Consider the following 25185-nt stretch of genomic DNA (forward strand, 5'->3'; position numbering starts at 1 on the left):
TACTAGATGGGAAATTAATCTGGGCTGAAAAGAATCTAGCCCAGATATAATCTGACAGGCACCAACAAAGTGGGTAACTGTCAGATCAGGTCTGAGCTAGTACAATTAAAAATCACCATACTTTGGCTATTGCTTAACTCTAAGTAATCGCGCAAATCTAGGTATACCCATATGAGTAAAACCATTGAACTGATAAGTAATCATCTCACCTACTACAGGAGGTTGTTTGCGTTGCTTGTCCGTTAAGCCCGCACCAATATAAAACTGTACCCCATCACCATTTTGTACTAATAATGCTCCTGTCTGCCCCAGATACTTGCCTTTGCCAGCTTTATAACCGATAACGACCGCTTCCGCATCTTGATGTTTTTTCAACTTCAATAAAGTGTTGGAGCGCCCTTTAGCATAACTCGCTTTAGGATCACGTAATATGATGCCTTCAGCATGATTTGACGTTAGCTGAAGCAGTTCATTTTCAACTTGCTCCTTTGACTTCACGGGACGCTGTTCCACGACGTCTATATGCGCAACAGCAAGATCAATCACCAGTTTCTGTAACCACGCATATCGTTCCCGATAAGACAAAGAAGAGTTAGGTGTATCAAATAACATGAAACGAATGTGCTTCCAACCCGCATCCACTGGAATGCTTTTTAACACGGTAGTTTGTACTAATTGAAACTCTCCTCTTCCAGCCCAGAGTTCACCCTCTAAAACATAATTCGGCAGCATATTTGTAAACCAAGCTGGCGCAATAATTTTATTACCCTTACGCGTCAACAACTGACTTCCTGTCCAAACGGCTCTTATTCCATCAAGTTTTTCACTAAACCAATACCCTTCAATATGTTGATGATTCTGATATTCATTAGCTTGCGCTAGCTTAGCTTCAAAATTTGTTGATGCATCTGTAGGTATGACTCCAAAAGCGATCTGGACAGTGATAGCAATCATAGATAGTTTTATTACTCTGCTCATCTTTTACCTCAAGGCAATTAAATGAGCGCAATTATGAGAATAAGCTGTATTTAAGGTAAAACTCTTAATGGCGCTGATGCGGCAAACTCCAAATAGTTTTAATGGTAAAAAGAGATTATTTACGTAATCAAGAGACTGAGTTCAAACATCAGTGAGTGCTTTTTCGCCAAAATGATGATTATTACGTCAAACAGTTCAAAAACATAGAAAAATACTTGCACCGAATACGGTGAATCGATAATATCTACCTCGTTCCAAATCGATACTGAACTGACAATAGCAACAGCAAAGGTTAGTTTAAAATTTATATCGAGAAGGACGAAATGCTCGCTTAGCTCAGTTGGTTAGAGTACTTGCATGACATGCAAGGTGTCACTGGTTCGAGTCCAGTAGCGAGCACCAAATTTAGAAAAGGCCTGCTTTTAAGCAGGCCTTTTTGCATTTCAAACATCGTCATTATCATTCATATTGTAGCTGCACTCACTAACCAGTTGCTCTATCCCCTCTTCCATCATCTGACTGATTAAGATCTATTTTTCAAGTTGACCAATAAAGGTTATGAGTCATAAAAAAGATGTGGAGTGAACAGCCAGTGCCCTACCCGCTATTTCTACACAAACACATACTCAAGTCACCTCAAGGTGTTTATCCAGCGAGAATTTATTGGCTTATGATCTAAGCACTGATTTGAAGGTAATAGCATCGTCATGCTACGGCAAGAATCAGTAACACAAAGCAGGAGCTCATCAACATGCCCATTTCTGCATCAGATAACCTTAAAAGGGAATTCCTTCGATTATCTTCCTTGAACTGAACCTGTTGATGCTGCTCTGAATCCTGCTCCTTGAGGTCATTAAAGTATAACCTCTATTTAACGGACGATGGCTCTATTACGTTTTTCAAAATGGATACCAGAATAATTGCGACTCCAGCACTCTTTTAGCAATCGCAGCGACCACCACCACAGCTATTACACTAAGGCAAACAAGATCCTTCTTACTGATAGGTTTAGCACTATACCAAGTTCTAGAACTATGGCGGCCAAATCCTCTAAGAGTCATCGCGTTTGAGATCTCATCAGCCCTATCTAAGCTAGAGAAAATTAAAGGGCCAAGAATCTTAGAGACGTTTTTCATTCGTGTAAATAACGGTGTTTCTTTAGAGATCTCAACACCTCTTGCCTGTTGAGCGTGCATTATATTGACAAAATCTGATTTTATTTCCGGCAAATACCTCAATGTTAAACTAACTGCGTATGCTATTTTGTAAGGTATACCTAAGCGATTCAAACTTGCTGCAAATTCAGTAGGATGGGTAGTAAAAACAAACACTAACGCAATAGGAAACATACTAAAATATTTTAGCGTTACAGTAGAAAGATAAAAGAGTGTTTCTACTGTAATCGAGTATTGCCCGGGCAAAGTTAATAGTAAGATTTCACTTCCAATTAGCTCCACACCTTGTTGAGGAGCAAGCAAAAACATAAATAGAGCATTAAGTACTAGCACTGAACCAGTTGCAATAAGTAAAGGTTTATACACTCTAAAAGGCACAGCCGTCATTCGTAGTAAATACAAACCTAGACATATCAATGTCGTAATAAATCTAATATCAAATGTGGTGAGCACGATGGTTACCCAAGCCAAAAATAACACGAACTTGGTAATACCATTTAAAGAATGTAACGGTGAACCCGTATCGATGTAACTTATTCCAAACGCTATTTTTGAAGACTTCATGCGACCAACCCTTCGTTTGAAATAAAGTGTTGCATGAATCCATCAGTGTCATCAATTTCAAATGCTTTCGCCAACTGATATAGACTGGTTGTCGCCAAATTCGCTTTATCCAATAAAGCAGGTTCACTAAACACTTCTGTCATTGGGGCATCTTGAATCAATTTGCTGTCCGACAAAACAATCGAACGCGTTGTATATTCAAGAACTAAGTGCATATCATGAGAAATAATCACAACAGTTATGCCTAATGTTTTATTCAACTTACCAATAAAAGAGAGCATGGAGGTATAATTGCGATAGTCTTGACCTGCTGTAGGTTCATCAAGAATCAATAACTCGGGTTCCATAACAAGAATAGAGGCTATTGTTACACGTTTTTTTTGACCATAACTCAACGCTTCTATCGGCCAATTTCGGTATTTTTTTAAACCACACAGTTCTAAAACAGAGAGCACTTTCTCTGAAATCACATTTTCGTCTACGCCTCGATTTCTCAGTCCAAATGCAATCTCATCGAAAATCATATGATGGGAAATCATATGATTTGGGTTCTGCATAACAACGCCAACCTTTTTACTGCGCTCAAAAATAGATAGATCTGCCAAATTATCACCTTGAAGCTCAATCACCCCCTCATCAGGTTGTAAGACCCCCATGATCAACTTGGTAATAGTGGATTTCCCTGAACCATTTTTTCCCAAAATAGAGAGGAATTCACCTTTGTTTATATCAAAACTAACCTTGTCTAAAGCCTTTTTTTCACCATCATAAGAATAACTTAACTGGCGAATGGACATTAGTGGAGCACTGATATTTTTCGGATTGTTTCTCTCCATACACTGGAACCAAGCTTGGACATCTTCCTTGTAACCATCCAAAGTCATTGTAGATAATCGTGATGGATTATGTTCAGCAGAGACAACACAACCTGCCGCCTTCAAGGCTGAAAGATATAAAGGCTCTCTGATTCCATACTGACTTAATAGAGGCGAAGCGAGCAAATTGTCTGGTGTTGTATCGGCGACAATTTCTCCATTATCCATAAGAATAACCCGATCAACATGGCGATAAAGTACATCTTCTAATCTGTGCTCGATAATGATGATGGTTTTATTATGTTGTTGGTGTAATTGATCAATAATATCTATGGTTTTCTTACTGGTTTTTGGGTCTAACGCAGCAAGAGGCTCATCGAACAACAAAATATCAACGTCATCGACCAAAATTCCGGCAAGAGAGACCCGCTGCTTTTGTCCACCAGATAGCTCTTGTGGAGAACGAGCGAGCATAGTACTTAACCCGACAAGGTCAGCTGTCGACTTTACCAGTGGGTACATCTCAATAGTTGGGGTCAGCTGGTTCTCCAATGCAAATGCAATATCTTCACCAATACTTAAGCCAACGAATTGACTATCCGTGTCTTGCAGTACAGTACCAACTTGTTCGGTGTAGTGATGAAGAGCAAACGAAGAAGTATCTCTGTCATTTATCAGTAGCTTTCCAGAGATCTCACCCTTGATAGCATGAGGAATTAAACCATTTAAGCATTGTCCTAATGTAGACTTTCCACTACCACTCGCTCCAACAATCAAGACCTTTTCACCGGCCTCGATTGTTAAATTGATGTTTTTTAATGTAGGTTTGTCTAAGGAGTGATACTGAAACGAAAAATCAGTAAACGTGATTGTCATTCTATTTATTCTTCGCTTAAGTTACTGCTCTGCTGATTTCTTTTTGCAACAGATTTAAGAATAAAGTAACCCACAATAGCAATTAAGACCGTGTTACCTGCTGCAATAATTGTTAACTGAGTAAAGACTTTGGTAAAAGGTTCTGCGTATAAAACGGTATCCAGGAAAGCAGAACAGCCATAGCCAACCACATTACCAACCAGAGCTAAAACAACAAAAAGAACGTAATCTTTCGAGTTAAACACCCCTTCGCCAAGACGACCTTTTGTGAGCTTAGGAAACAAACCAATAACCAAACCAACAACACCAGAGCCTAAAACCCAGGTAAACCACACACCCCAACCCGCAAACAGGTCAGTCACCCAGTGACCTATAAATCCAACCAGAAACCCGACAATAGGCCCAAAAAGTACTGAAAATAGGGCAAGGACCGCCATAGCAGCTTTTAGGGTCGTATTGGCAAACACTGGGATACCAAACATAGGTAATCCACCAATACCATAGAGTGCCGCACCAATAGCGATAACGACAACCGTTTTAGCAGTAAGATTCATACAATTCCTTAATTTTTTTTGAAGCAATAAATAGCAATAACTTATTGATTATTCGTTGCTTTGATTCATTCTGTAGAATTATAGCCTAACCAAGACAATTAATAAATCTAGACGTCTAGACGTACCGGAAATATTTGCTGTTTGCAGAAATTTTATCTGCTAAAAACGAACACAGTTTTTGCCTGATGATTTTGCTTGGTAAAGGCAATCGTCTGCTTGACGTATTAATTGGTCTATGCTGATATGTTTCACGTTATCGCTAAAACTCAAGCCAATGCTTACGGTGGCATTAAAATAATTCTGCTCAGCGGTAAATTTTATTTTATGGAATGAATGACAAATAGAGTTAGCGAGTTGATGAGTGTGCTCTATAGTACTGTTTGGAATAAAGACGATGAACTCTTCTCCTCCCCATCGACCTGCAATGCCTACATCATCAGTAATAGATTTTAGAATAGAAGCGAAAGTGCCAATAACGTTGTCTCCAACTAAATGCCCATGCTTATCGTTGATAACCTTAAAATCATCAATATCAATCAACATACAACACATGTTATTGGCGCTAGTTTGGTTCTCTTTGAGCCATTCAAAAACAGAAAATCGATTTAACAGGTTGGTTAACTGGTCGTGACTTGCTCTATAGGCCAGCTCTTTTTCCATTTCGACTTTGTCAGTGACGTCTTCTAACACCACTTGAATCGCCAGTTCCCCATCCCATTCGATCAAATTATCATAAACATTAAAATAACGTTTCGTTCCGTCATAACAGATATTGGCGAAAATATTACTTTCATTTTCAACGATCAAGCCTTGCATTTTTGCCCGATTTCTCTCTACCGCAATCTCTTGATTGCAAGGCTCAACAATATTCAAAACCGAGTCTTGTCGTAAAACAAATTCTTTTGACTCTGCTCGCATCATTTTTACCCATGCATCATTGAGCATCAACGGTTTAAAATTGCGATGGACCAAAATTCCTTGCCCCGATTGCGTCACTAAACGCTTATATTTCAGATCATTCTCTCTTAGTCGTCTATTAGCTTCTTCAACTAAAGATAGGTCCATAACCGTCACCTGCAGGGCCGGTTTCCCCTTCCACTCAATCAAATGATCAATAGCAAAAACGGTAAACTCTCTACCGTTCTTATCAATGTTGGTGAAGGTATGTCCGTGAGGAACTTTGTTTCCATGGACAATGTCTCGATAGTTTTGTTTCGCAATGCTATGAAGCGAAGGATCAATCAGATCTAAAAATGTGTCGATTTGAGTAAGAAGTTCTTCAGGAGAGCGGTAACCAAAAATTCTGGCATAGTTGTAATCAACGTGCACTGCATTCATGTCTTGAATAACAATTACACCATATGTGGAGTCTATATTTAGCTCAGACATGCATAACCTTGATTGAAATAAATTTGGAGATTTTATTATTTTATCTGTTTAGATATCCATGATATCAACAGGGCTCCTTAGTGACATCAAGATTTCCAGTAGAATATGATCTAAACTGACATATATATGGTAAATAATCGTTTGGTTTATTTTTTAGCTCATTTAATGAACTAAGTTAAAACCCTCTACGTTTCCAGAACTCACCTTCATCACGTGCAAAGAGCTCAAAGGTTTTTTCTGCAACCACTTTTCCATTCAACTCAACGGTCATTCGCCAAGGGCCAATTTTATTTTCAACTGGCAGCCAAATTGTATCCCCTAAATAGAAATCCCAGTCATTACTATTGATATGCTCTTCCCCATCAAATGGTTCAAGGACGTCGCCATCTTCTGTCGTAATACTGGGGTGATAAATACAGTATTGAATTTTTTGCCCTTTTGCTTTCTTAATGTTGATAATAAAACCAAACTCAATATCAACTTCAGCAGGAACACGTACCGTAAACTCTTGTATCTTCGGTAGCTGCTTTGATTTTGAGTCCCACGTAGAGTAAATACCGTAAGACGTCATTTCTATTATTGAAGAACGTTTAGCCATGTCTGTTTACCAGATAAAATTTGGCGCTAGTATATCCTCACCTCAGGCAGACAAACAGTCAATTACGATAATTCTTGTCAAATTATCCTTTGCAATTATTCGCATAACAGCTTGGTTTACGTGGGCAAACAGCTCCACGAGAACATATTAGTCGAGCTGGCGATTCAATCCCTCTTTCAACCCAGTTGATATTTAAAATACGTGAAACAGTAGAAAGATCTTTCTTAATATGACGAGGAATCATAACTTCTCCTCCCCCTTCCACACACAACTCCTTCAATTCCGAAGCAATTGAAATAGCATCTCCACCTTGAGCTTCTATTGCTGGATTAAGATCCAAACCGGCACATAACACACGACTGTTTTGAGCTGGGTCGACTACGTTGACCGATTCACAACAGTAAAGACGAGGTTCATCATTGACATCTAATATCGAAAGTTGAGCACAGGTACCGTCTCTTGATTCTGACAACATTCTAAATACTGACCAATGTTGGCACGGGTCATCTACCAGTCGCATGTTCCCCCAAGGAAGCGGTATGCCATTTCCGCGATAAACCGCTTTAAGCTTTCCTGGTGCGTAGGCATCAAAATAGTGCCAGTGAGGGTAAGGAGAAACCACTGTCATTCTCCTCATCGCAACCGATGGGGAAACCCCTATACTCTTATGAACATCCACTTCGTAACCGTGTCTATCAAGCAGTTGCCTAAACGGTACTTTAGGACACAACAAAGCTCCGGCAAAAAAGCTCGATTCAAAATCACGCCATGCATGCAGTATATCTTGTGGGTTAATCGGCGATCCCTGAGAAACACTATCATCCGCACGCCAAGAGTGATTTCCAATGGTGAGAACACTTTTCAATCCTTCTTTGTTATGTAGAACGCAGTGCCCTATATAAACGGCTAAGTCATACTTTAGACGTGTCGGATACTGTTTTAAAAGGTTGTTGAGATAAATGTTTCCCGGCGGTTCAAAGTAGGAGGTGACCAGCTGACGGCTAACCATACCCAATTCGTCCATCACCTCTGTCGGTGTCGAATCAACCCAATAGACATTCAATCCTTGAGCTTTCGCTAAGTCGAGCATGTCTTCAGCAGTAAGAGCCAGACGTTTTAAACCAATCTCTTCTGCAGCCCGTTCTAGATCAGGAAAATGGTTTTGATGGTGTTCTTGATAGGCGCGAATAAGAAGCTGAGCAAACTGTCTGCCATTGACTCCCGTTTGCGATAACAGTTCAGGAATCGCGATTTGTAGCATCTCGTTAGAAAACAGAAAACTTGGCTCTAAAGGAATACCACTAATCCCCCCTTTTCTGCCTTTATTTGGTGTGATGTCTTGCGACTCAGGCTCATCGTCTAAAAACCATGTAGCGCTCTTTTGAAACACCTTAGCAATAACGTCAAGCATATCCGCGCTAGGAACACGCTTTCCTCTTTCTATCATAGAAAGATAAGAAACAGATGGAGAGTTTTCAGGGTCAATGCGAACACAACGCGCAGACAAATCCTCCATGGTTAGATGGTTACGCTTTCTAAGGTTTCTGATCTTTGTACCTAAAAAGTGCGACTTTCTTACTAAGCTCTGAGTTTGTCTCATATTGTAAAATTCACATTGTAAAATTTTTGTTGTGAAATTGTAGTAAAAAATTGGTTACTCTACAAACTAAGCAAGCAAACAAATCTGACCAGTTATTAAATATGAGATTTCATGCAGTGCTTGTTCAAACATTTAATGGATTAAATCAAGAGGGCGACACCATGAATATGCCAGCAAACATCAGCACAAATAGTCACAATCAACGCGGTTCTTTTATTGCTGAAGCGGTCTTCGCCGTGGAGTCATTAAAAGATCAACAAGCTCAAGAAAAACAAGTCAAAGCGAAGCAACTTCTTGATACCTTGTTCCCTCTAGATTCGGATTCTCACTCAAATGTAACAAGCTACATTTTAAATGGTCGCCACTTAATGGCCTTTTTTGCCAAAGGCAAACACTGTGGCCTCGCTAAGGCAGGCCAGTTTGTTGCCTATACCGGTCACAGAGATTACCCAGACTCCATATTGCTAAGAGGCAAAGATGGCAGCCATATTGAAGTCAGTTTCAAGCAGGGAAGCAACCAGGGTAACTGCAAGGCCGTAGAAATATCAGACATACAACTGGAAACTTGCGCCACCTTTAATCACGGTAGCTCGGAGCAGCCATCAGAAACGATGAGACACTGGATTAGCCTACTGAAAAGCGACCAGAATGGACAACCGAGAGCTAAATCAGACGATAAAGATTTTACCGCAAAAAATGGCGAGAATTACTTATTAACCTGCTGGTTCTAACGTTAAGGTTCTATTAACTCCTCGCGTATATCTTGCAGTCATTCGTTGCTTCTTTATACGCGAAACGACTATGCAATATCGCCATCTACTTCTTTTTAGCCTGTTTTCGCTTAGAAGATTTAGATGGCCGCTTGGTTTTCTTAACACCTTGAATATTTTTATATTCGTGTATAAGTACCCGAATAAAAAACAGCGCAGCAATAACAGCAATAAGTACAAAAGTAATGTTAATAACATCGCACACCGATTGCGGTTCACATGGCATATATATTTCTATCTGCATAGGTCCCACTATAGTTCAAGGTAGCATGTCATTATCACGAAGTATGAGCTTGGTGATGCAACACTGGCTCAATAAACGTACTAAACTGATTTTCTCTCTTTCAACTGTAAGTAAATCATGTAGAGCCGAGCATCAAACTCAAGCTGGTGATAATCTGCTTCCATATGACAGCAGAGTGAATAAAACCCTTTGTTATGCTCTTTTTCTTTTAAATGCGCCAACTCATGCACAATCAACATTCTCAGTAGTGGTTCAGGCGCATCTTTGAAAGCTTTTGCAATCCGTATTTCATTTTTGGCCTTCAATTTCCCGCCATGATTTCGAGAAACAAAGGTATGCAGTCCTAGCGCATTGTTAATAACATGAATTTTTCCATCATAAACCACTTTATGTACACTAACACTCTTCTTAAGATACTGATTTTTAATAGTTGTTGCGTAATTAAACAGTGCTTTCTCACTTTTGATCTGGTGCCGTTCTGGGTAGCGAGAATCAAACCAATCAACAAAACGTTCCGATTTTATTAACGACTCAACCTGATTCACTATAGAGTCAGGGTAACCTTGAATGGTAGAAAGTAACGACGACATATTTGCTCTATTTATCTCACAATATTTGCTTAAAACAGACATTGTATGTTTCAATTTAGCTTGATTCTAGAGTTGATGTATAAAAGAGCAAGCTATTATGAAACGAGTCGTACTGTACGTAAAAGATAAATGTCCACACTGTAAAGATGCTCAACGTTATTTGGATGCTAATAAAATTAAGTATCGATTAACCAACGCAAAAATGCAGCGAGGAAGAAAAGAACTTGATGCCATAGGCGCTCGGTCACTACCTGTATTGAAAATTGGTGATCAAATTATGATTGGTTGGAATACAAAAAACTTCGACCGGATCTATCAGCAAAAGTAGCCGCTACCACAGCTAATTGGACACGTACACGCTTGTCAATCTAGTTACCCATTGCTGACAGACTCGTTTATCATGTTGGCATCACTGAAAACATGCTGATAACTGACTTCTCTATTTCTCCCAGAGGCTTTCGCCTCATACAAAGCTTGGTCTGCCAATGAAAGTAACGTATCAATCATACGTTTGCTCTCTACATTGGAGCACGTTTCACAACTGAAATGACAAACACCGGCAGACAGAGTTAACCGCTTGCCTTCAATAGTGATCTCATCAATGGCAGACATCAGGCTATTAATGACGGTACGCCGAGAGTGAATATCCATATCCACCAGCCATACCACAAACTCTTCACCACCAAACCGAGCAATAAAGCCCTTATCGGCAAGGCAGTTTTTTAAGCAGAGAGCGACTTTTATTAACACCTTGTCACCCATTTGGTGGCCAAAGTTATCATTGACCATTTTAAAATGATCAATATCAATCACTACAATTGCCCCCTCTCCAGCGTTATACGCTAGGTTATCCATCTGCTTATACAAAATTTCAAACAGTGAGCGACGATTTGGTATATTTGTTAACGCATCATAATTGGCTTGATACTCCAACTTTTCATTCAGCAAAACCAATTCCGTTTGTTGCTTATGTCGGAGCAACTCTGATTCAATCCAAGAACCCATCAAATAAATCAGATCGATTTCAATCGCAGTAAACTTTTTCTTTCTCACCTCTGCACTAGAGAAGTTGAGTGTTCCATAAAGGTCATCATTAAGGTAGATAGGCACACCAATGTATGACTCAAGTTTAAACTCTTTATAGGCAGGATGATTAGCAAACTCCTCACTAGTTCCGGCATTCTCTACCGCAATAGGTTTATGAGAACGGCAGGTTAGCTCGCAGTAAGTTGTCTCATAGTCAAAACTGTCACCACTGCTCATTTCTATCTCTTCCGGTACGATGCAATGTACAATCTGATACTGCTTATCGACAATTTTAGAAAAAATACCAATATCTAGCTTATATTCTTCCAATCCCAACATAATAAGTTGCAGGATTTGAATATCGAATCCTTTTTGATAGTCGCTCGTTACTTGATAAAGACGACGAATAATTTGCTCAGTTGGACTACACTCGGTCATTATTTAACTCATCTACTCATTTATTTCACATAACTAGACTCACGAGATCCAATGATGTTCGCTCCTTAATGAATAAGGGCGTCAAATCAGTAGCTTGCTCAAATGCAGATATATTCCCGTTTAACAAGCTCTTTGAGATCACCATGGTCTATTTAATAATAGACAATTTTCATAAGTCGAGAGAGTTAATTAATACTGCAGCCCGTTAACTCCCTGCTAAATAGTCAATTTTACTCAGCAGATCAATAAAACAAGATTGACAAGAAGAAGCATATTCAAATGAGTTGGGTATATAATGGAAGGTACTACAGAGAGTACCGGAAAAATAATGAAGCTGACTAAACTAACCCAACCCCTTTACGATCACATCTACGCAGATATTCATGAGTTTCGTACCACTTTTGATTTACCAGTAGAAGATCTGGCCTCCATGAGTGACACCTTGGACACCTTACATACCTCTTTGATTATTGAAGAGTTAACAGAGCTGGCGCAAGCCGACAGTAAACACGAGCAAGCCGACGCCATTGTCGATAGTGTTTATGTTCTTATGGGAAGACTTGTACACCTTGGACATAAATGTGTGGATGACAACCTAGCAATTAGCTACATGATCGACATCCTACTCAATGCAGCGGAGAACTTAGCTATCGATTTTGTCCCTTGCTGGGATGAAATACACGCCAGCAATATGAGTAAAGTGTGCCGAAATTATCAAGAGTACCAAGAAACTGCAGATCATTACGCCGCACAAAATGTTAAGTTAATGGCAGTAGAAAAAGGTGATTACGTTATCGCTAAATGCGCTGAAGATTTTGTTTCAGACGGTAAAACCGTAAGAGCAGGAAAGGTATTAAAGTCAATCTATTACCGGCCGGCCAATTTATTACCGTTGGTATAAATTTAACTCGCCCCAATAGGTAGAAGAGTATTCTTCCCGCATAGAATCACAGTTGCTAGGTTTATGAGGAATAACAAAAAGGTCAGATACGCTAACCGTGCCTGACCTTTTTCTCTATAACCAAGCTTTCTACTTGATTTTAAATTGTCGATCAATCATAAACTAACTGATCATCTTCATAACGAGTTTCTACTGGTGACACCATCAGCGCAGCTCTCTGCCCTACCGCAACATTTTTGTTCGGGAACACCACCGCTTCATGATCAACTTTAGCAAACAGCAATTTATCACCGTCATGACCTAATACTTGACCATGCTCAAACTGGGTAAAGTTTTCGACGTCGTCGTTAAAGTTAAAATCAAAATCTTCATGCAATCGCTTGATTGTTTGTGTCACACGATAAGGTGTTAGTTGTGATGAAGTCAGAGACTGTAATGAATTAGAAAGTAAACCTTTGAGTGCTTGGTTAAAGTCTTCAATCACCGTAAGATCATTTTCACCTAACGGAGCAACTTTACCCAGCTCAAGAGTTAGCGCTTGAGCTGCAAAGTTTTCTGCGCTAAACCAGCTAAACGTGCTGGCTGGAGAATTTGAAAGCAAAATAGCTTCTACCTTCGCTTTTTGCATAAACTCTATTAAATCTTTACGGCGAGTTTTCTGGTTTGTCACCTTTGGACTAACAGCGAATGTATAATGTTTGGAGCGTCTGATAGCACAGTGTAAATCTAGGTGCCAACGTTGCGCTTCATCGCTGTTTTTAAAGAACTCACGAACAACACTTTTCAGCTCATCGGCGATATCATTCTCAACCGATTTACTGTGCTGCTTATCATCAAACAGTCTATTCAGGTTTTCATCTAGAAACCGGACATGTTGGTTAGTAGCGAGTGGATGACCTAAGATAAAAAGACAACGCTCAGTAATTTTAAAACTTCCGTCTAAAATACTGGTTACGATATGATCAACCATCTCCATTGGTGCAGTTTCATCACCGTGGATACCAGCTGATATCACAATAGATTTGGTCTCATTTGATAGCGAGTAAGGGATAACTTCAATAACTCCCCTTTTAACAACTTTTACACTTGCTCCACTGACCAACTCTAACTGCCTGGCTGGCATTTCATTTTCTAGATCCAAAGTGTCGTATAAAAAAGAGTGACGAAACAAAGGTTTTACCATGGGTGACGAACTCCACTGTTATGTCGGTTTGGTTCAATTTTACTGAAACGATAATGTTAGTCAGATCTCTATACAAAGTATGTATGCCACATCTCAATTATGCATTCCAAATGAAACTAAATTAAGCAACATATTAATAAATCCAATAGATTGCCTAATTTTTAAACTACACTGTCACACCTGCGCTCGCAAAACTGGCCATAGAGTTATAAAACTCTGCCGACGCTTTTATTAAAGGTAACGCTAATGCAGCTCCAGTTCCTTCCCCTAAGCGAAGTCCTAGATCCAGTAAAGGCGTAGCATTCATCTTTTCAAGTAATAACCTGTGACCAGACTCATCAGATTTGTGAGCAAAAATCATATACTCTCGACACGCTGGATTGATCATAGTCGCGACATAAGCAGCACTTGAAACAATAAACCCATCAATTAGCATCGCTGTTTTTCGCTCTGCCGAGGCCAAAATAGCGCCGACTATCTGTACAATCTCAAATCCACCTACTTCTGCCAGTACTTGAGTTGGCGTTAAGTCAGTACAGCGCGCTACACCATTAGATACTAACTGCAATTTCTTTTCATACTGCTCTGCAGTAATTCCCGTTCCATAACCAACACAGTTTTTTGCAGGCTCTCCAGAAAGAGCGCTTAAGATCGCGGCCGCAGAGCTGGTATTTCCTATTCCCATCTCACCAAACATTAAAAGATTGCTGTCATTTTCGATACAGTCTATCGCAAGTTTTTTGCCCAGTTCTATACCTTCTTGAACCGTAGATTCTGTCATTGCAGCTTGTTCAGCAAAATTATTCGTTCTGTTACCTAAGCGCTGACAAACAAAGTTATCTGCACTACTTTCGACTGGAAGCAAAATACCTGCATCCACCACCTTTAACTCGATATTGTTAACTGAACAGAAGCAGTTAATTGCCGCGCCACCATTGAGAAAGTTAAGCACCATCTGCTGAGTGACCGCGCTAGGCGCTATGCTCACACCCGCGTCAGCGATGCCATGGTCTCCCGCAAAAATCAACATCGTCGGATTCGTCACCTCAACTTTAGTGACAGCGTCACTCTTATCTTGACTCTGAATCAACGCCAGTTGAGAAGCAACCTCTTCCAGTTGACCTAACGCGCCAAGGGGCTTAGTTTTCTGATTAATTCTTTCTTCGATAGCGGAAACATATTGACGATCTAACATAACGACTCTCACTCTAAAGCGCGATTGTGGCTCCAAACCAAAGCTATTTATCGCTAAGTAATTCTTATATTTGCCATAGAGTTTACTCAGCGCTAGATAAAATGGCTATAAAAATTAGTCAGTTATTTCATCTTCATTTGACTAACTCATAGTAATGCATATGATTAGTTAGCGAGTTGTCATGTCATTAAGGAGATAACATGGATCTATTTGGAGATGGAGCAAAGGTTGTTATTGCCGGTGCCAGCGGTCTCGTTGGTAATGAACTCATAACTCAATTAGTCGACCTTACAGCCGTTCACTCACTCTATGCTCTGGTTCGTAACCCACTCCCCTTAGAACATGACAAGCTTTATCAAATACAGGACAGTCAACTGCGTATTACCCAATGGGATCAGCAACATACTGCCGATTTTGGCTTTATCTGTTTAGGAACAACCAAAAAACAGGCAGGCAGCAACAAAGCGCTGGAAAGCATCGATGTCGATTTGGTATGTCAGGTCGCTCAAACCATGAAAATGATTGGTGTAAAACGCATCGCAGTCGTCTCCAGCTATGGTGCCAAAATCAATTCTCTGTCTCACTATTTACGCTGTAAAGGTAAAATGGAAAAATCCATTTTAAACATGGGGTTCGAGCGGGTTGTTTTTGTTCGTCCGGGTCCACTGGCAGGTCATCGAATTCCCGCCCGAAAAGATGAACTGGTGACAGCTAAAATACTTGCTCTATTACGCCCTCTATTAATCGGCCCACTAGCGAATATGATTCCAATAGATGCCAGCGATGTTGCGACTGCAATGCTGTATGGCACATTTAAGCCACAACACTCCGCTAAAGATAACTATGTCACAATGAATAGCCAAGAAATGCACCAACTTCTCGATAAATATCGTAGTAACACTCATTAACTCGCTCTTATTGAGCGAATTTAAAACATACAGTAACACGTTGATTGATATGCAAGCTCTGCAGTGGTCTAATGTGACTAATCCCTCGAATTTAACTCTGGTATTCACATGCTAAATGGGCAACAAGAAACATTCTTTTGGTTTGATTATGAAACCTGGGGAGTAAACCCTGCCACAGATAGACCATCACAATTTGCAGGCGTTCGTACCGACAAAGATTTCAACATTATCGGTGAACCACTGGTTATCTATTGCTTACCGCCCAGTGACTATCTTCCTTCACCAGAAGCGGCATTAATCACCGGAATTACACCTCAAAAAACCATAATGAATGGTTTACCCGAGCCAGAATTCATCAAACGAATACACGATGAACTTTCTATACCCAATACAACAAATCTTGGCTATAACAATATTCGCTTTGATGATGAAGTAAGCCGTTATACCTTATACAGAAACTTTCATGATCCGTATGCTTGGAGTTGGAAAAATGGCAACTCTCGCTGGGATCTTCTTGATGTCATGCGTACCTGTTACGCACTTAGACCTGAAGGTATCAACTGGCCGACAAACGAAGAGGGATTGCCCAGCTTTAAGTTAGAGCACCTATCAAAAGCCAACGGCATAGAACATGAAAACGCCCATGATGCGATGGCCGATGTTATTGCTACGATTGAGTTGGCTAAGAAATTAAAGGCGGCCCAACCTAAGCTTTTTGATTACCTATACAGTATGAGGCACAAGAACAAACTCAATGCCCTTATTGATATTGTTAACATGACGCCTCTAGTACACGTTTCCGGTATGTTAGGTCTTTCTTGTTCAAATACTACATGGATGGTTCCTCTGGCTTGGCATCCCAGCAATAAAAATGCGGCGATAATGGTCAACCTTGCGATGGACCCTTCACCACTGTTCGAACTAAGTGCAGAGCAACTTAAAGACCGGCTTTATACTAAACGAGATCAATTGGATGATGGACAACTTGCCGTTCCGGTCAAACTGGTGCACATAAACAAATGCCCAATTTTAGCGCCAGCAAAAACATTAACAGCGGAAAATGCAGAGAAGATCGGCATAGATAGAGAACAGTGTCTTAAAAACCTAACACGACTTAGACAGCATCCAGAAATTAGAGAAAAGCTTGTTAGCTTATACGCTATGGATAGTGACTTTAAAGGTAGTGACGACGTTGATAGCCAACTCTATAGTGGCTTTTTCACTCCAGCTGACCGTGCCGCTATGGATATCATCCTAGAGACACCTGCGGAGAATTTGCCAGCGTTGCAACTGACTTATGCTGATCCTCGAATTCAACCTCTTTTATTTAGATACCGAGCGAGAAACTATCCGCATACACTCAGTGATTCAGAACAACGTCAGTGGGCTACGCATTGCCGTGATTATTTTGAGTCTAGGTTACCTGACTATATGCTCAACCTAGAAAATCTTGCTCATGAACATGAAAATGAACAAGAAAAAATGGCGATATTAAAATCGATCTACCGATATGTGGAGAAACTCGTTTCCTGATCATGGCTATAAAAATACTCAAATACACAATTTCATTAGTGATCATTCTCGCTTCCTTAGCGTTAGGAACGTTAATTCAACAGTTTCTAAGTATTAGTATTCCGGGAAGTATTATCGGTATGCTGCTACTGTTTTTTGCTATGGCAAGCGGCCTGATTCCGGCAGAGTGGGTCAAGCCAACGGCTCATGTTTTTATACGTTATATGATCGTACTTTTTATACCAATAAGTGTTGGCCTCATGGAGCATTTTGATTTGCTGATCGAGAACTCAGTGCAAATTCTAGCAAGCACAATTGGCGCATCTTTTATTATGGTACTGTTCCTTAGTTATGTGCTGGAGAGAATACTGGTAGGGAAAAAATGATCTGGCTATTTGTTACTCTTATTACGTTTTTAGTTGCGCGCTTTATTAGTCAAAAGTTGAATCACCCACTCGCTAACCCACTACTTATAAGCATAGTCATTATTATTCCGTTACTCGTGGTGCTAAACGTCCCGTACCAAGAGTATTATGCTGGCAATAAATGGCTGACTTATCTGCTACAACCAGCAGTCGTTGCATTAGCTTACCCTCTTTACGAGCAACTACCTGAAATTAAAGCAAACTGGCGTATTATTTTTCTTACTTGTGGTGTAGGAAGCGCACTGTCTATGCTAACCGCATCACTTATTGCCGTCGCTCTGGGTACCGATATTACGCTTATTGCCAGTATATTAGGAAAATCCGTCACAACACCTATCGCCATGGAAGTCTCTAGCCAGTTAGGAGGAGAACCCGCTATTGCCGCTATTATGGTGTTATTGGTAGGGGTTTTTGGTGCCATATTAGCTTACCCAATCTATAACCTTATCGGTATTACTCACCCAATTGCAAAAGGGTTAACGATGGGAACCGTTTCTCACGCGCTGGGTACAGCCACCTGCTTTGAAAAAAATCCTCGTGATGCCGCTTTTAGTTCATTAGCGTTGGTCTTATGTGGCGTGATTACTTCTATTTTAGCTCCTGCTGTTTTTGCATTGGTTGTATGGCTTTCCCACTGAATGTTTCCTAATCTTCATCTTATTGCAGACAAATTTTGTTGAGCCAGCATTTTAACTCGTCAGTTACATGTTGAGAGCCAATTGCGCAAACCTTTGCTAATGTGACCTCACTCAATTTATGCAAATTGAATTATCATTGCATCAAAATACGTGACATTAAGCACAGTTTTAGATTGTTATCTCTCTAAAATAAAATTAATGCTTAACTAAGGATTTGCCATGAACTCAAGAATAGAAAGCGCGTTGAAAGATATTCCAGCTAATATCGCATCATATTTATCAACAATAATTAACGCGGATGATTTTGACGCCACCATTTCTGAGCAACAATTTAACGAGTTACTTAAACTGTCTGGTTTAGAAGATAATGAATTACGTGTTGCACTGCTGCCAATAGCCGCTGCGTTTTCATACGCTCCAATATCAGAGTTTTATGTAGGTTCCATCGTTCGTGGATTATCAGGACGACTATACTTCGGCGCGAATATGGAGCTAACCGGAGCGCAACTAGGTCAAACCGTACATGCTGAGCAAGCGGGTATTAGCCATGCTTGGATGAAAGGCGAGAAAGGTGTTAAAGACATTACCGTTAACTACAGTCCTTGTGGTCATTGTCGCCAGTTTATGAACGAACTGACTACGGCCGGTGAGATGGATGTGCAGCTACCGCAAAGAGATTCAATGTCTTTACAACAATACTTACCAGAATCGTTTGGTCCGAAAGATCTTGATATTGACGCTCGTTTGATGGGAGATAACCAGCAAGAGTACTCAACCGAAGGCTGTGAACCACTATTAGCCAAAGCAATTGATGCCTTGAACATGAGTCATTCTCCGTACACCAATAACTTTAGCGGTGTAGCGTTAGAACTGGACGACGGAAGTATCTATGCTGGTGCTTATGCAGAAAATGCGGCATTCAACCCTAGTCTTCCCCCGCTACAAGTCGCATTAGTACAGATCATGGTTGCAGGTAAATCTTTCGATAAAATTAGAAGTGCTGCATTAGCAGAGTTATCTTCAGGAAAGATCAGCCATCTAGCATGCACACAATCTACATTGGATGTGATTAATCCTGACATACCTGTCAGCTATATTGCACTTTAATATAAGAGACTCCAAGGCTTTGATTTCCTCAAAGCCTTTTTCTTAACCCGAAAAGCAAACGTTTGCGTTTATGGCTAATTTCCGTATCATGCGCGAATAATGTCTTTTATATAAGGGTTTACAATGTTTGGATCAGCAACATGTAATAGTGCCACTCGCGTTTTACTCCTCGGCTCTGGTGAACTAGGAAAAGAGGTCGCTATAGAGTGTCAACGGTTAGGATTAGAGGTTATTGCCTGCGACCGTTATGCGAATGCACCAGCAATGCAAGTCGCGCATAAAAGCTATGTTTTTGATATGTTAGATGAACAACGCTTAACTGAAATTATCGCCATTGAATCACCTCACTATATTGTTCCAGAGATAGAAGCAATTGCGACTGACACCTTGGTTAAGTTAGAAAAACAGGGACTGAATGTCGTCCCAAATGCCAATGCCACTCGTTTAACAATGAATAGGGAAGGCATTCGAAGACTCGCGGCGGAATCTCTTTCCATCCCTACTTCACCTTATCAATTTGCCGACAGCTATAACGATTTTGTTCAAGCCATTGAACAAGTTTCAATACCTTGTGTTGTTAAACCTGTTATGAGCTCTTCAGGTAAAGGACAGAGCGTGATTAGAAGTACTGAAGAGATAGAGACTGCTTGGCAACACGCACAACAAGGTGGCAGAGCGGGAGCCGGTAAAGTTATTGTTGAAGGGTTTATAGAGTTTGACTACGAAATCACTTTACTGACGGTCCGTGCAGTAGACGGAGTCCACTTTTGCCAACCAATAGGACACCGACAAGAAGATGGTGACTATCGCGAATCATGGCAGCCACAATTAATGTCGCCACTTGCATTAGAACGCGCCAAAGAGATTGCTGAAAAAACCGTGAATGCGTTAGGGGGATATGGGCTTTTTGGAGTAGAACTGTTTATTAAAGGTGATCACGTCATTTTCAGCGAGGTCTCCCCTCGCCCTCACGACACAGGGTTAGTCACGTTAATTTCTCAGCAACTTTCAGAGTTTGCACTCCATGTCAGAGCCTTCTTAGGATTACCGGTCGGAAACATTGTTCACTATGGTCCGTCATCGTCGGCAGTCATACTGGGCAATGGTCAATCTGATAATATTCAATTTGGCAATTTAGATAAGGCTCTCTACCAACCTGAGACACAGATAAGGTTATTTGCTAAACCCAACATTGATGGCGGACGAAGACTGGGTGTAGCGCTTGCAAAAGCAGCATCCGTTGATGATGCAATTAAATTAGCGGTCGAATCTGCTTCTCTTGTCACCATCAAGTATTAAATGCAGAGCGCCACTTATCTCCAACGGAATAATAAGTGGCGCTGGATAAATCGCGTTTAAACAGCATTAAGGAAGTTTTTCGCTGACGATTATCGTTCTGGTGACTCAATTAGCCATACAACTTCTGCAAAACGACTCAAGCCTTTTTTGGCTATCTTAGGGTGCGAAGCATCGGCAATATCTCGATTTAGTTCTGTGATGGTATAACCATCAAACAGACGTTTAACCTCTTCAGTGGAGACATTAAAAGGTGGGCCACTAAGCTCTTCCTGCACATACTCAAGGGTAACAAGTAATATTCGTCCATTAGAACTCAACATACTTTTGATTCGCTCAGCGTACTCTTCTCTCATCTCTTTAGGTAAAGCCACTAATGCCGCTCTATCATAAACAATATCTACAGGTTCTATTGGCATATTAAAAAAGTCACCAACATAAACCGACAGTTCATCAAATTGATAAAGTTGCTGATCAGCATTCAGTTGGGTCACTGTTGGCGTATAAAAATGTTCGGCGAAAAAAGAACGAACAGCAATATCACTCAACTCAATCCCAATGACCTTATTATGCTTTGTTGCTAGCCAAACAAGATCTTCTGTTTTACCACACAAAGGTAACAGTACTTTGTCACTTATCTCTGCTTTCAGCTCACTCCAGAACTGGATAAGCAGAGGATTAACATCTTCTAAATGAAAACCAATTTGATTACTTGCCCATTTGTTGTGCCAGAACTCTCTATCTTCCATAAATCTCAACTAATAATAATTATCAATACAATGTAAATTTCTCCTAAGAGAGACCACAATGCAAGTGATATAAAGGATTTTTCTTTGTGACAAATGTCAAACCAATTGTAAATTTATGCAAATTGACTCTTGGATTTTTTATATATGCCCTAATATCTACCTTGTACGCGAAAAAACGCTTAGATTGATAACCTCTCAGTTCCTTTAACACTCCGTTTTACTGAGGAAATATCTACTCTAAAGGAGTTTTAATGAGCGTAATTTTACGAACTATTCTGACTATGTTAGTGCTTAGCCGTACTCCGGCGCTAGCGGCTAATAATCCAGTATCTCAAAGTCCATCCCAGCAAAAACAAACACAAGATCAAATAAACCCAACGCTATTCAAACATAGCCTGAGCGGTTTATATAAAATTGAGTCTTTCAAAACTCATGCTATCCAACCATACAACGAGTTTGATGCTCTATATAGCCACGCAGCTATCGCACAGCAAGAGCTAGAAACGATCTGTATGAGTACTTCACTTCTATCTCAAAGTCAGGCCGTCTTTGCTGGTATCAAATCCGAGCAGCGAGCTAAAGAGAAAATCGACACCGATCTATCAGGAGAAGTAAACAAAATAACCGATTTGGCACGTGCCACTATTATTGCTGATGACGTTGCAGGTTTAGTTACTGCTTATGAAAATATAAACAAGCAAACAAAAGTAGTGGCGGTAAAGAACCGCTTTAAATCGCCAGCGGCATCTGGATACCGGGATTTAAATATTCTTGTTGAGTTACCTGAATCAAAAATTATTGCGGAAGTTCAGCTTCATTTATCTGAAATTGAAAAAGTAAAAAGTGGACCAGAGCATGATTTATATGAGGTTATTCAGAAGATAGAGCGTACTGCTCAAGCAGAAAAGCGTGACATTAACCAGTTTGAATCCACCCAAATAGCACAACTGCGTAGACAATCTGTAGAGCTATATCAACAAGCTTGGCAGCCCTACATTACCACGCACCTAGTGGCCGCCTAACAGTTAAACCGCAAAACCAATTAGCCTAAAAGTAAAAAGACCACAAATGGTGGTCTTTTTAAACGGCTACTTGTCGATTTTTATGTTCTCGACTCTGGCTTTCAATTTCTGCCCAGGGCGAAAAGTAACAACACGTCGCGCAGTAATTGGAATGTCTTCACCAGTTTTTGGATTTCGACCTGGTCTTTCGCTTTTTTCTCTTAGATCAAAATTACCAAATCCCGATAGTTTGACCTGTTCGCCACTTTCGAGAGCCTTGCGAATCTCTTCGAAAAAAACTTCAACCGTTTCCTTGGCATCCCGTTTACTATATCCAAGTTTTTCAAACAGGTTCTCAGCCAAATCGGCCTTTGTGAGCGCCATACAAACTTCCCTCAAAGCTGTGTTAAACATTGCTGCAAAATTGCAACGCCAAAACGTAAAATTAACAACCAATAACGATTATTGGCAATATCAAGTGAAGTGTATGCCAACCTTATGATTTTCGCCAATTTTTTTATTTCAAAAGTTGTTATTTTTCTTACTTATCCTCCTAAACCTTCTAATTGATGCAAATAATTATAAGGTTTTACTTACAGGATTATCAGTAAAATCAGCATATTTATCTATAAATAGGAAAATTGGGGCATAAAAATCTATTATCGTAAATATGAGTGAGATATTAATTTTTTTCAATCAATTCATGATCTTGCATATGATTTTATGTTAAGTTATTGGAGTATTTTAGTTTATTCAAATATATGAATTATCTACAATGCAATATTATGCAGGTAAATACCTCTAAAAATACTCGCTCTTTGGGGGCTCATCAAGATGTCCATTTCTACGTCAGATAACCTTGCAAAGGGATACCATTCCTTCGATTATCTTTCTTGAACTGAACCTGTTGATGCCACTCTGAATCCGGCACTTTGAGGTCACCGAGTATATGAAAACAATAATTAACTTTTACCCTATTGCTACTTTTTCGCAGAGTAACGATGTCGTTACATCAATAGCCTTAAGAAAATAATGTTGATCAGAGTCTGGCTCTTTCTCGTAAAACAGATACCGTGATCTTAGCTAGGTGCAGAATAGTAAATCGATTTAGTGATGAACATCATAAACAACATAAAGTTTACCAAATTCTTACTCAATCAGTGACTAACACGACAATTGCACCTACCTATTCATAGTAGTTTATATACTGTAGTAGCCACTATTCGCTAGCTTCTAATAGTTACTACTACAACCAATATTCCACACGATTTATAGGGCTTTAAATTTATGTCAAGTAACAACTATTCGCATGCTGATACCAACAAACTTGTTAGAGAGACAAGTGCACTAATTTTGGCAGGAGGCAAAGGAACACGTCTAAAAGAATTGACAAGTAACAATGCGAAGCCTGCCGTATCATTCGGCGGAAAGTTTCGAATAATCGATTTTACACTTTCAAATTGTATTAACTCGGGCATCAGAAAAGTAGGCGTTTTAACGCAATATATGGCTCAGGACCTTATCGACCACCTACAAGCGGGTTGGCAAATTTTGTCTCCAGCAATGGGAGAAGGCGTTAATATCGTTCCAGCACAACAACGCACAGGCGATAGCTGGTACAGAGGTACTGCTGATGCAGTGTACCAAAACTTAGATCTAATCAAAAAACAGGGCTCTACCCGAGTTCTTGTTCTTGGGGGAGACCATATTTATAAAATGGATTACTCCCGTATGTTGAACTTTCATGTTGAGAACAATGCAGCGGTAACAGTAGCGTGTATTCATAAACCGATCGAAGAAGCATCTTCTTTTGGTGTAATGGGCATCAACGAAACTGGTGAAATTAAAACCTTTGTAGAAAAACCTGAAAACCCAATGTCAGACCCTAACGACCCTACTCAAGCGCTCGTCTCTATGGGTATCTATATCTTCAATACAGACCTACTTGAAGAAGAACTGGTTAATGCTTTAAAAGATCCTGAATACAATCATGACTTTGGCCACAATATCATTCCTGGACTTCTAGGAAGACATAATGTCTATGGTTACGTCTTTACCGAAGATGGCCACCCTGGAAAAACTGCGTACTGGCGCGATGTAGGTAACTTGGATGAATACTTTGCTGCGACAATGGATCTACTCTCTCCAGACCCTGAGTTAGATCTTTATTCTCATAGCTGGCCGGTAATCACTAACCAATATCAACGTCCTGGTGCCAAGTTTGTCTTTAACGATGATGGCCGCCGCGGATATGCTGTAGATTCAGTATTGTCAGCAGGTACAATTATTTCAGGTGCCAAGCTAGAACACTGTATGGTCTCCGCTAATGTGCGAGTACACAGCTACTCATCATTAAAAGATTGTATTTTGTTACCTAACTCAGATATAGGTAGAAACTGTCGCTTAACCAAAGTTATTGTTGGAGAAGATTGTTACATTCCGGATGGAACAGTGATCGGCGAAAACCTTGAAGAGGATAAAAAGAAATACACTGTAAGCGATACAGGCGTAATTCTGGTAACTTCTGAAATGTTTAAGTAAATAAACAGTAAAAAAGTATCCACCGGCATAGCCGGTGGTTTTTCATATGCGCCTATAAGGCTCTCCTACTGGCTGCGCCCTAGCAGGCGCATAGTGATCTGACATTTGCATA

25 protein-coding genes and 1 tRNA gene are annotated in these 25185 nt (G+C 40.1%); 12 read left to right on the forward strand and 14 right to left on the reverse strand.

The window, feature by feature from the left end; genetic code table 11:
• Positions 1 to 126 precede the first annotated feature (126 nt).
• The gene (locus F0227_RS20205) at positions 127 to 978 is read right to left on the reverse strand and encodes a DNA ligase (RefSeq protein ID WP_171755059.1); all 852 of its coding nucleotides are present in this window, start codon (positions 976 to 978) and stop codon (positions 127 to 129) included.
• Between the two features lie 325 nt (positions 979 to 1303).
• On the opposite strand from F0227_RS20205, the gene F0227_RS20210 reads away from it, so the two are divergent.
• Positions 1304 to 1380, forward strand: a tRNA-Val gene (locus tag F0227_RS20210).
• A gap of 497 nt (positions 1381 to 1877) precedes the next feature.
• On the opposite strand, the gene F0227_RS20215 is transcribed toward F0227_RS20210, so the two are convergent.
• From F0227_RS20215 to F0227_RS20240, 6 genes are all read right to left on the reverse strand, one after another.
• Positions 1878 to 2717, reverse strand: coding sequence for an energy-coupling factor transporter transmembrane component T (locus F0227_RS20215; RefSeq protein WP_171755060.1), 840 nt, complete (start codon positions 2715 to 2717; stop codon positions 1878 to 1880).
• On the reverse strand, positions 2714 to 4408 hold the full coding sequence (locus F0227_RS20220; RefSeq protein ID WP_171755061.1) for an ABC transporter ATP-binding protein: 1695 nt from the start codon (positions 4406 to 4408) through the stop codon (positions 2714 to 2716). Before F0227_RS20220 ends, F0227_RS20215 begins: the two co-directional genes overlap by 4 nt.
• Positions 4409 to 4413: 5 nt before the next feature.
• Positions 4414 to 4962, reverse strand: coding sequence for an ECF-type riboflavin transporter substrate-binding protein (locus F0227_RS20225; RefSeq protein WP_171755062.1), 549 nt, complete (start codon positions 4960 to 4962; stop codon positions 4414 to 4416).
• Positions 4963 to 5121: 159 nt separating this feature from the next.
• Positions 5122 to 6351 carry a sensor domain-containing diguanylate cyclase gene (locus F0227_RS20230; protein WP_171755063.1) on the reverse strand — a complete coding sequence of 410 codons (1230 nt, stop codon included), beginning with the start codon at positions 6349 to 6351 and terminating at the stop codon, positions 5122 to 5124.
• Positions 6352 to 6526: 175 nt separating this feature from the next.
• Positions 6527 to 6949 carry a DUF3859 domain-containing protein gene (locus F0227_RS20235; RefSeq protein ID WP_171755064.1) on the reverse strand — a complete coding sequence of 141 codons (423 nt, stop codon included), beginning with the start codon at positions 6947 to 6949 and terminating at the stop codon, positions 6527 to 6529.
• 82 nt (positions 6950 to 7031) lie between these two features.
• On the reverse strand, positions 7032 to 8549 hold the full coding sequence (locus tag F0227_RS20240) for a DUF3612 domain-containing protein (protein WP_171755065.1): 1518 nt from the start codon (positions 8547 to 8549) through the stop codon (positions 7032 to 7034).
• A gap of 161 nt (positions 8550 to 8710) precedes the next feature.
• Here F0227_RS20240 and F0227_RS20245 point away from each other — a divergent pair, with 161 nt between their 5' ends.
• Positions 8711 to 9280: a hypothetical protein gene (locus tag F0227_RS20245; protein WP_171755066.1), complete on the forward strand. Its 570-nt coding sequence runs from the start codon at positions 8711 to 8713 to the stop codon at positions 9278 to 9280.
• 85 nt (positions 9281 to 9365) lie between these two features.
• Here the strand turns inward: F0227_RS20245 and F0227_RS20250 are convergent, their stop codons facing one another.
• Entirely contained in the window at positions 9366 to 9563 is a 198-nt protein-coding gene (locus F0227_RS20250; RefSeq protein WP_171755067.1) for a hypothetical protein, read from the reverse strand.
• A gap of 80 nt (positions 9564 to 9643) precedes the next feature.
• Positions 9644 to 10153, reverse strand: a complete 510-nt coding sequence (locus tag F0227_RS20255) for a M48 family metallopeptidase (protein ID WP_171755068.1) — start codon at positions 10151 to 10153, stop codon at positions 9644 to 9646.
• A 97-nt stretch (positions 10154 to 10250) separates the two neighbouring features.
• On the opposite strand from F0227_RS20255, the gene F0227_RS20260 reads away from it, so the two are divergent.
• Complete coding sequence (locus F0227_RS20260) at positions 10251 to 10481, forward strand: glutaredoxin family protein (RefSeq protein WP_171755069.1); 231 nt, start codon at positions 10251 to 10253, stop codon at positions 10479 to 10481.
• Between the two features lie 44 nt (positions 10482 to 10525).
• On the opposite strand, the gene F0227_RS20265 is transcribed toward F0227_RS20260, so the two are convergent.
• Complete coding sequence (locus F0227_RS20265; RefSeq protein ID WP_171755070.1) at positions 10526 to 11617, reverse strand: diguanylate cyclase; 1092 nt, start codon at positions 11615 to 11617, stop codon at positions 10526 to 10528.
• Positions 11618 to 11945: 328 nt separating this feature from the next.
• Between F0227_RS20265 and F0227_RS20270 the strand changes: the two genes are divergently transcribed.
• On the forward strand, positions 11946 to 12518 hold the full coding sequence (locus tag F0227_RS20270; RefSeq protein WP_171755082.1) for a nucleoside triphosphate pyrophosphohydrolase family protein: 573 nt from the start codon (positions 11946 to 11948) through the stop codon (positions 12516 to 12518).
• 151 nt (positions 12519 to 12669) lie between these two features.
• On the opposite strand, the gene F0227_RS20275 is transcribed toward F0227_RS20270, so the two are convergent.
• Both F0227_RS20275 and cobT read right to left on the reverse strand, forming a co-directional pair.
• Positions 12670 to 13701 (reverse strand): succinylglutamate desuccinylase, encoded by a 1032-nt coding sequence (locus F0227_RS20275; RefSeq protein WP_171755071.1) that lies wholly within the window; start codon positions 13699 to 13701, stop codon positions 12670 to 12672.
• Positions 13702 to 13867: 166 nt separating this feature from the next.
• A complete protein-coding gene (cobT, locus tag F0227_RS20280; protein WP_171755072.1) occupies positions 13868 to 14896 on the reverse strand; it encodes a nicotinate-nucleotide--dimethylbenzimidazole phosphoribosyltransferase in 1029 nt (342 codons plus the stop codon).
• Between the two features lie 200 nt (positions 14897 to 15096).
• Between cobT and F0227_RS20285 the strand changes: the two genes are divergently transcribed.
• The 6 genes from F0227_RS20285 to purT all read left to right on the forward strand — a co-directional run bounded on the left by F0227_RS20285 (position 15097) and on the right by purT (position 20785).
• Positions 15097 to 15804, forward strand: a complete 708-nt coding sequence (locus F0227_RS20285) for an NAD(P)H-binding protein (protein WP_171755073.1) — start codon at positions 15097 to 15099, stop codon at positions 15802 to 15804.
• 108 nt (positions 15805 to 15912) lie between these two features.
• Entirely contained in the window at positions 15913 to 17337 is a 1425-nt protein-coding gene (gene sbcB / locus F0227_RS20290; RefSeq protein ID WP_171755074.1) for an exodeoxyribonuclease I, read from the forward strand.
• A 2-nt stretch (positions 17338 to 17339) separates the two neighbouring features.
• Positions 17340 to 17702: a CidA/LrgA family protein gene (locus F0227_RS20295; protein WP_171755075.1), complete on the forward strand. Its 363-nt coding sequence runs from the start codon at positions 17340 to 17342 to the stop codon at positions 17700 to 17702.
• Entirely contained in the window at positions 17702 to 18379 is a 678-nt protein-coding gene (locus tag F0227_RS20300; RefSeq protein ID WP_171755083.1) for a CidB/LrgB family autolysis modulator, read from the forward strand. The genes F0227_RS20295 and F0227_RS20300 overlap by 1 nt, the downstream gene beginning before the upstream one ends.
• 219 nt (positions 18380 to 18598) lie before the next feature.
• Positions 18599 to 19486 (forward strand): cytidine deaminase, encoded by an 888-nt coding sequence (gene cdd, locus F0227_RS20305; RefSeq protein WP_171755076.1) that lies wholly within the window; start codon positions 18599 to 18601, stop codon positions 19484 to 19486.
• Between the two features lie 123 nt (positions 19487 to 19609).
• Positions 19610 to 20785: a formate-dependent phosphoribosylglycinamide formyltransferase gene (gene purT / locus F0227_RS20310; RefSeq protein ID WP_171755077.1), complete on the forward strand. Its 1176-nt coding sequence runs from the start codon at positions 19610 to 19612 to the stop codon at positions 20783 to 20785.
• A gap of 89 nt (positions 20786 to 20874) precedes the next feature.
• Here purT and F0227_RS20315 read toward each other — a convergent pair whose 3' ends face one another.
• Complete coding sequence (locus tag F0227_RS20315) at positions 20875 to 21531, reverse strand: thiopurine S-methyltransferase (RefSeq protein ID WP_171755078.1); 657 nt, start codon at positions 21529 to 21531, stop codon at positions 20875 to 20877.
• Positions 21532 to 21782: 251 nt separating this feature from the next.
• On the opposite strand from F0227_RS20315, the gene F0227_RS20320 reads away from it, so the two are divergent.
• A complete protein-coding gene (locus tag F0227_RS20320) occupies positions 21783 to 22553 on the forward strand; it encodes a phosphoribosylglycinamide formyltransferase (protein WP_171755079.1) in 771 nt (256 codons plus the stop codon).
• Positions 22554 to 22619: 66 nt separating this feature from the next.
• Here the strand turns inward: F0227_RS20320 and ihfA are convergent, their stop codons facing one another.
• Positions 22620 to 22916 (reverse strand): integration host factor subunit alpha, encoded by a 297-nt coding sequence (gene ihfA / locus F0227_RS20325; RefSeq protein WP_171755080.1) that lies wholly within the window; start codon positions 22914 to 22916, stop codon positions 22620 to 22622.
• A 903-nt stretch (positions 22917 to 23819) separates the two neighbouring features.
• Here ihfA and glgC point away from each other — a divergent pair.
• The gene (gene glgC, locus F0227_RS20330) at positions 23820 to 25073 is read left to right on the forward strand and encodes a glucose-1-phosphate adenylyltransferase (protein WP_171755081.1); all 1254 of its coding nucleotides are present in this window, start codon (positions 23820 to 23822) and stop codon (positions 25071 to 25073) included.
• Positions 25074 to 25185: the final 112 nt, after the last annotated feature.

Source organism: Vibrio sp. 99-8-1, assembly GCF_013114595.1.
GTDB lineage: Bacteria > Pseudomonadota > Gammaproteobacteria > Enterobacterales > Vibrionaceae > Vibrio.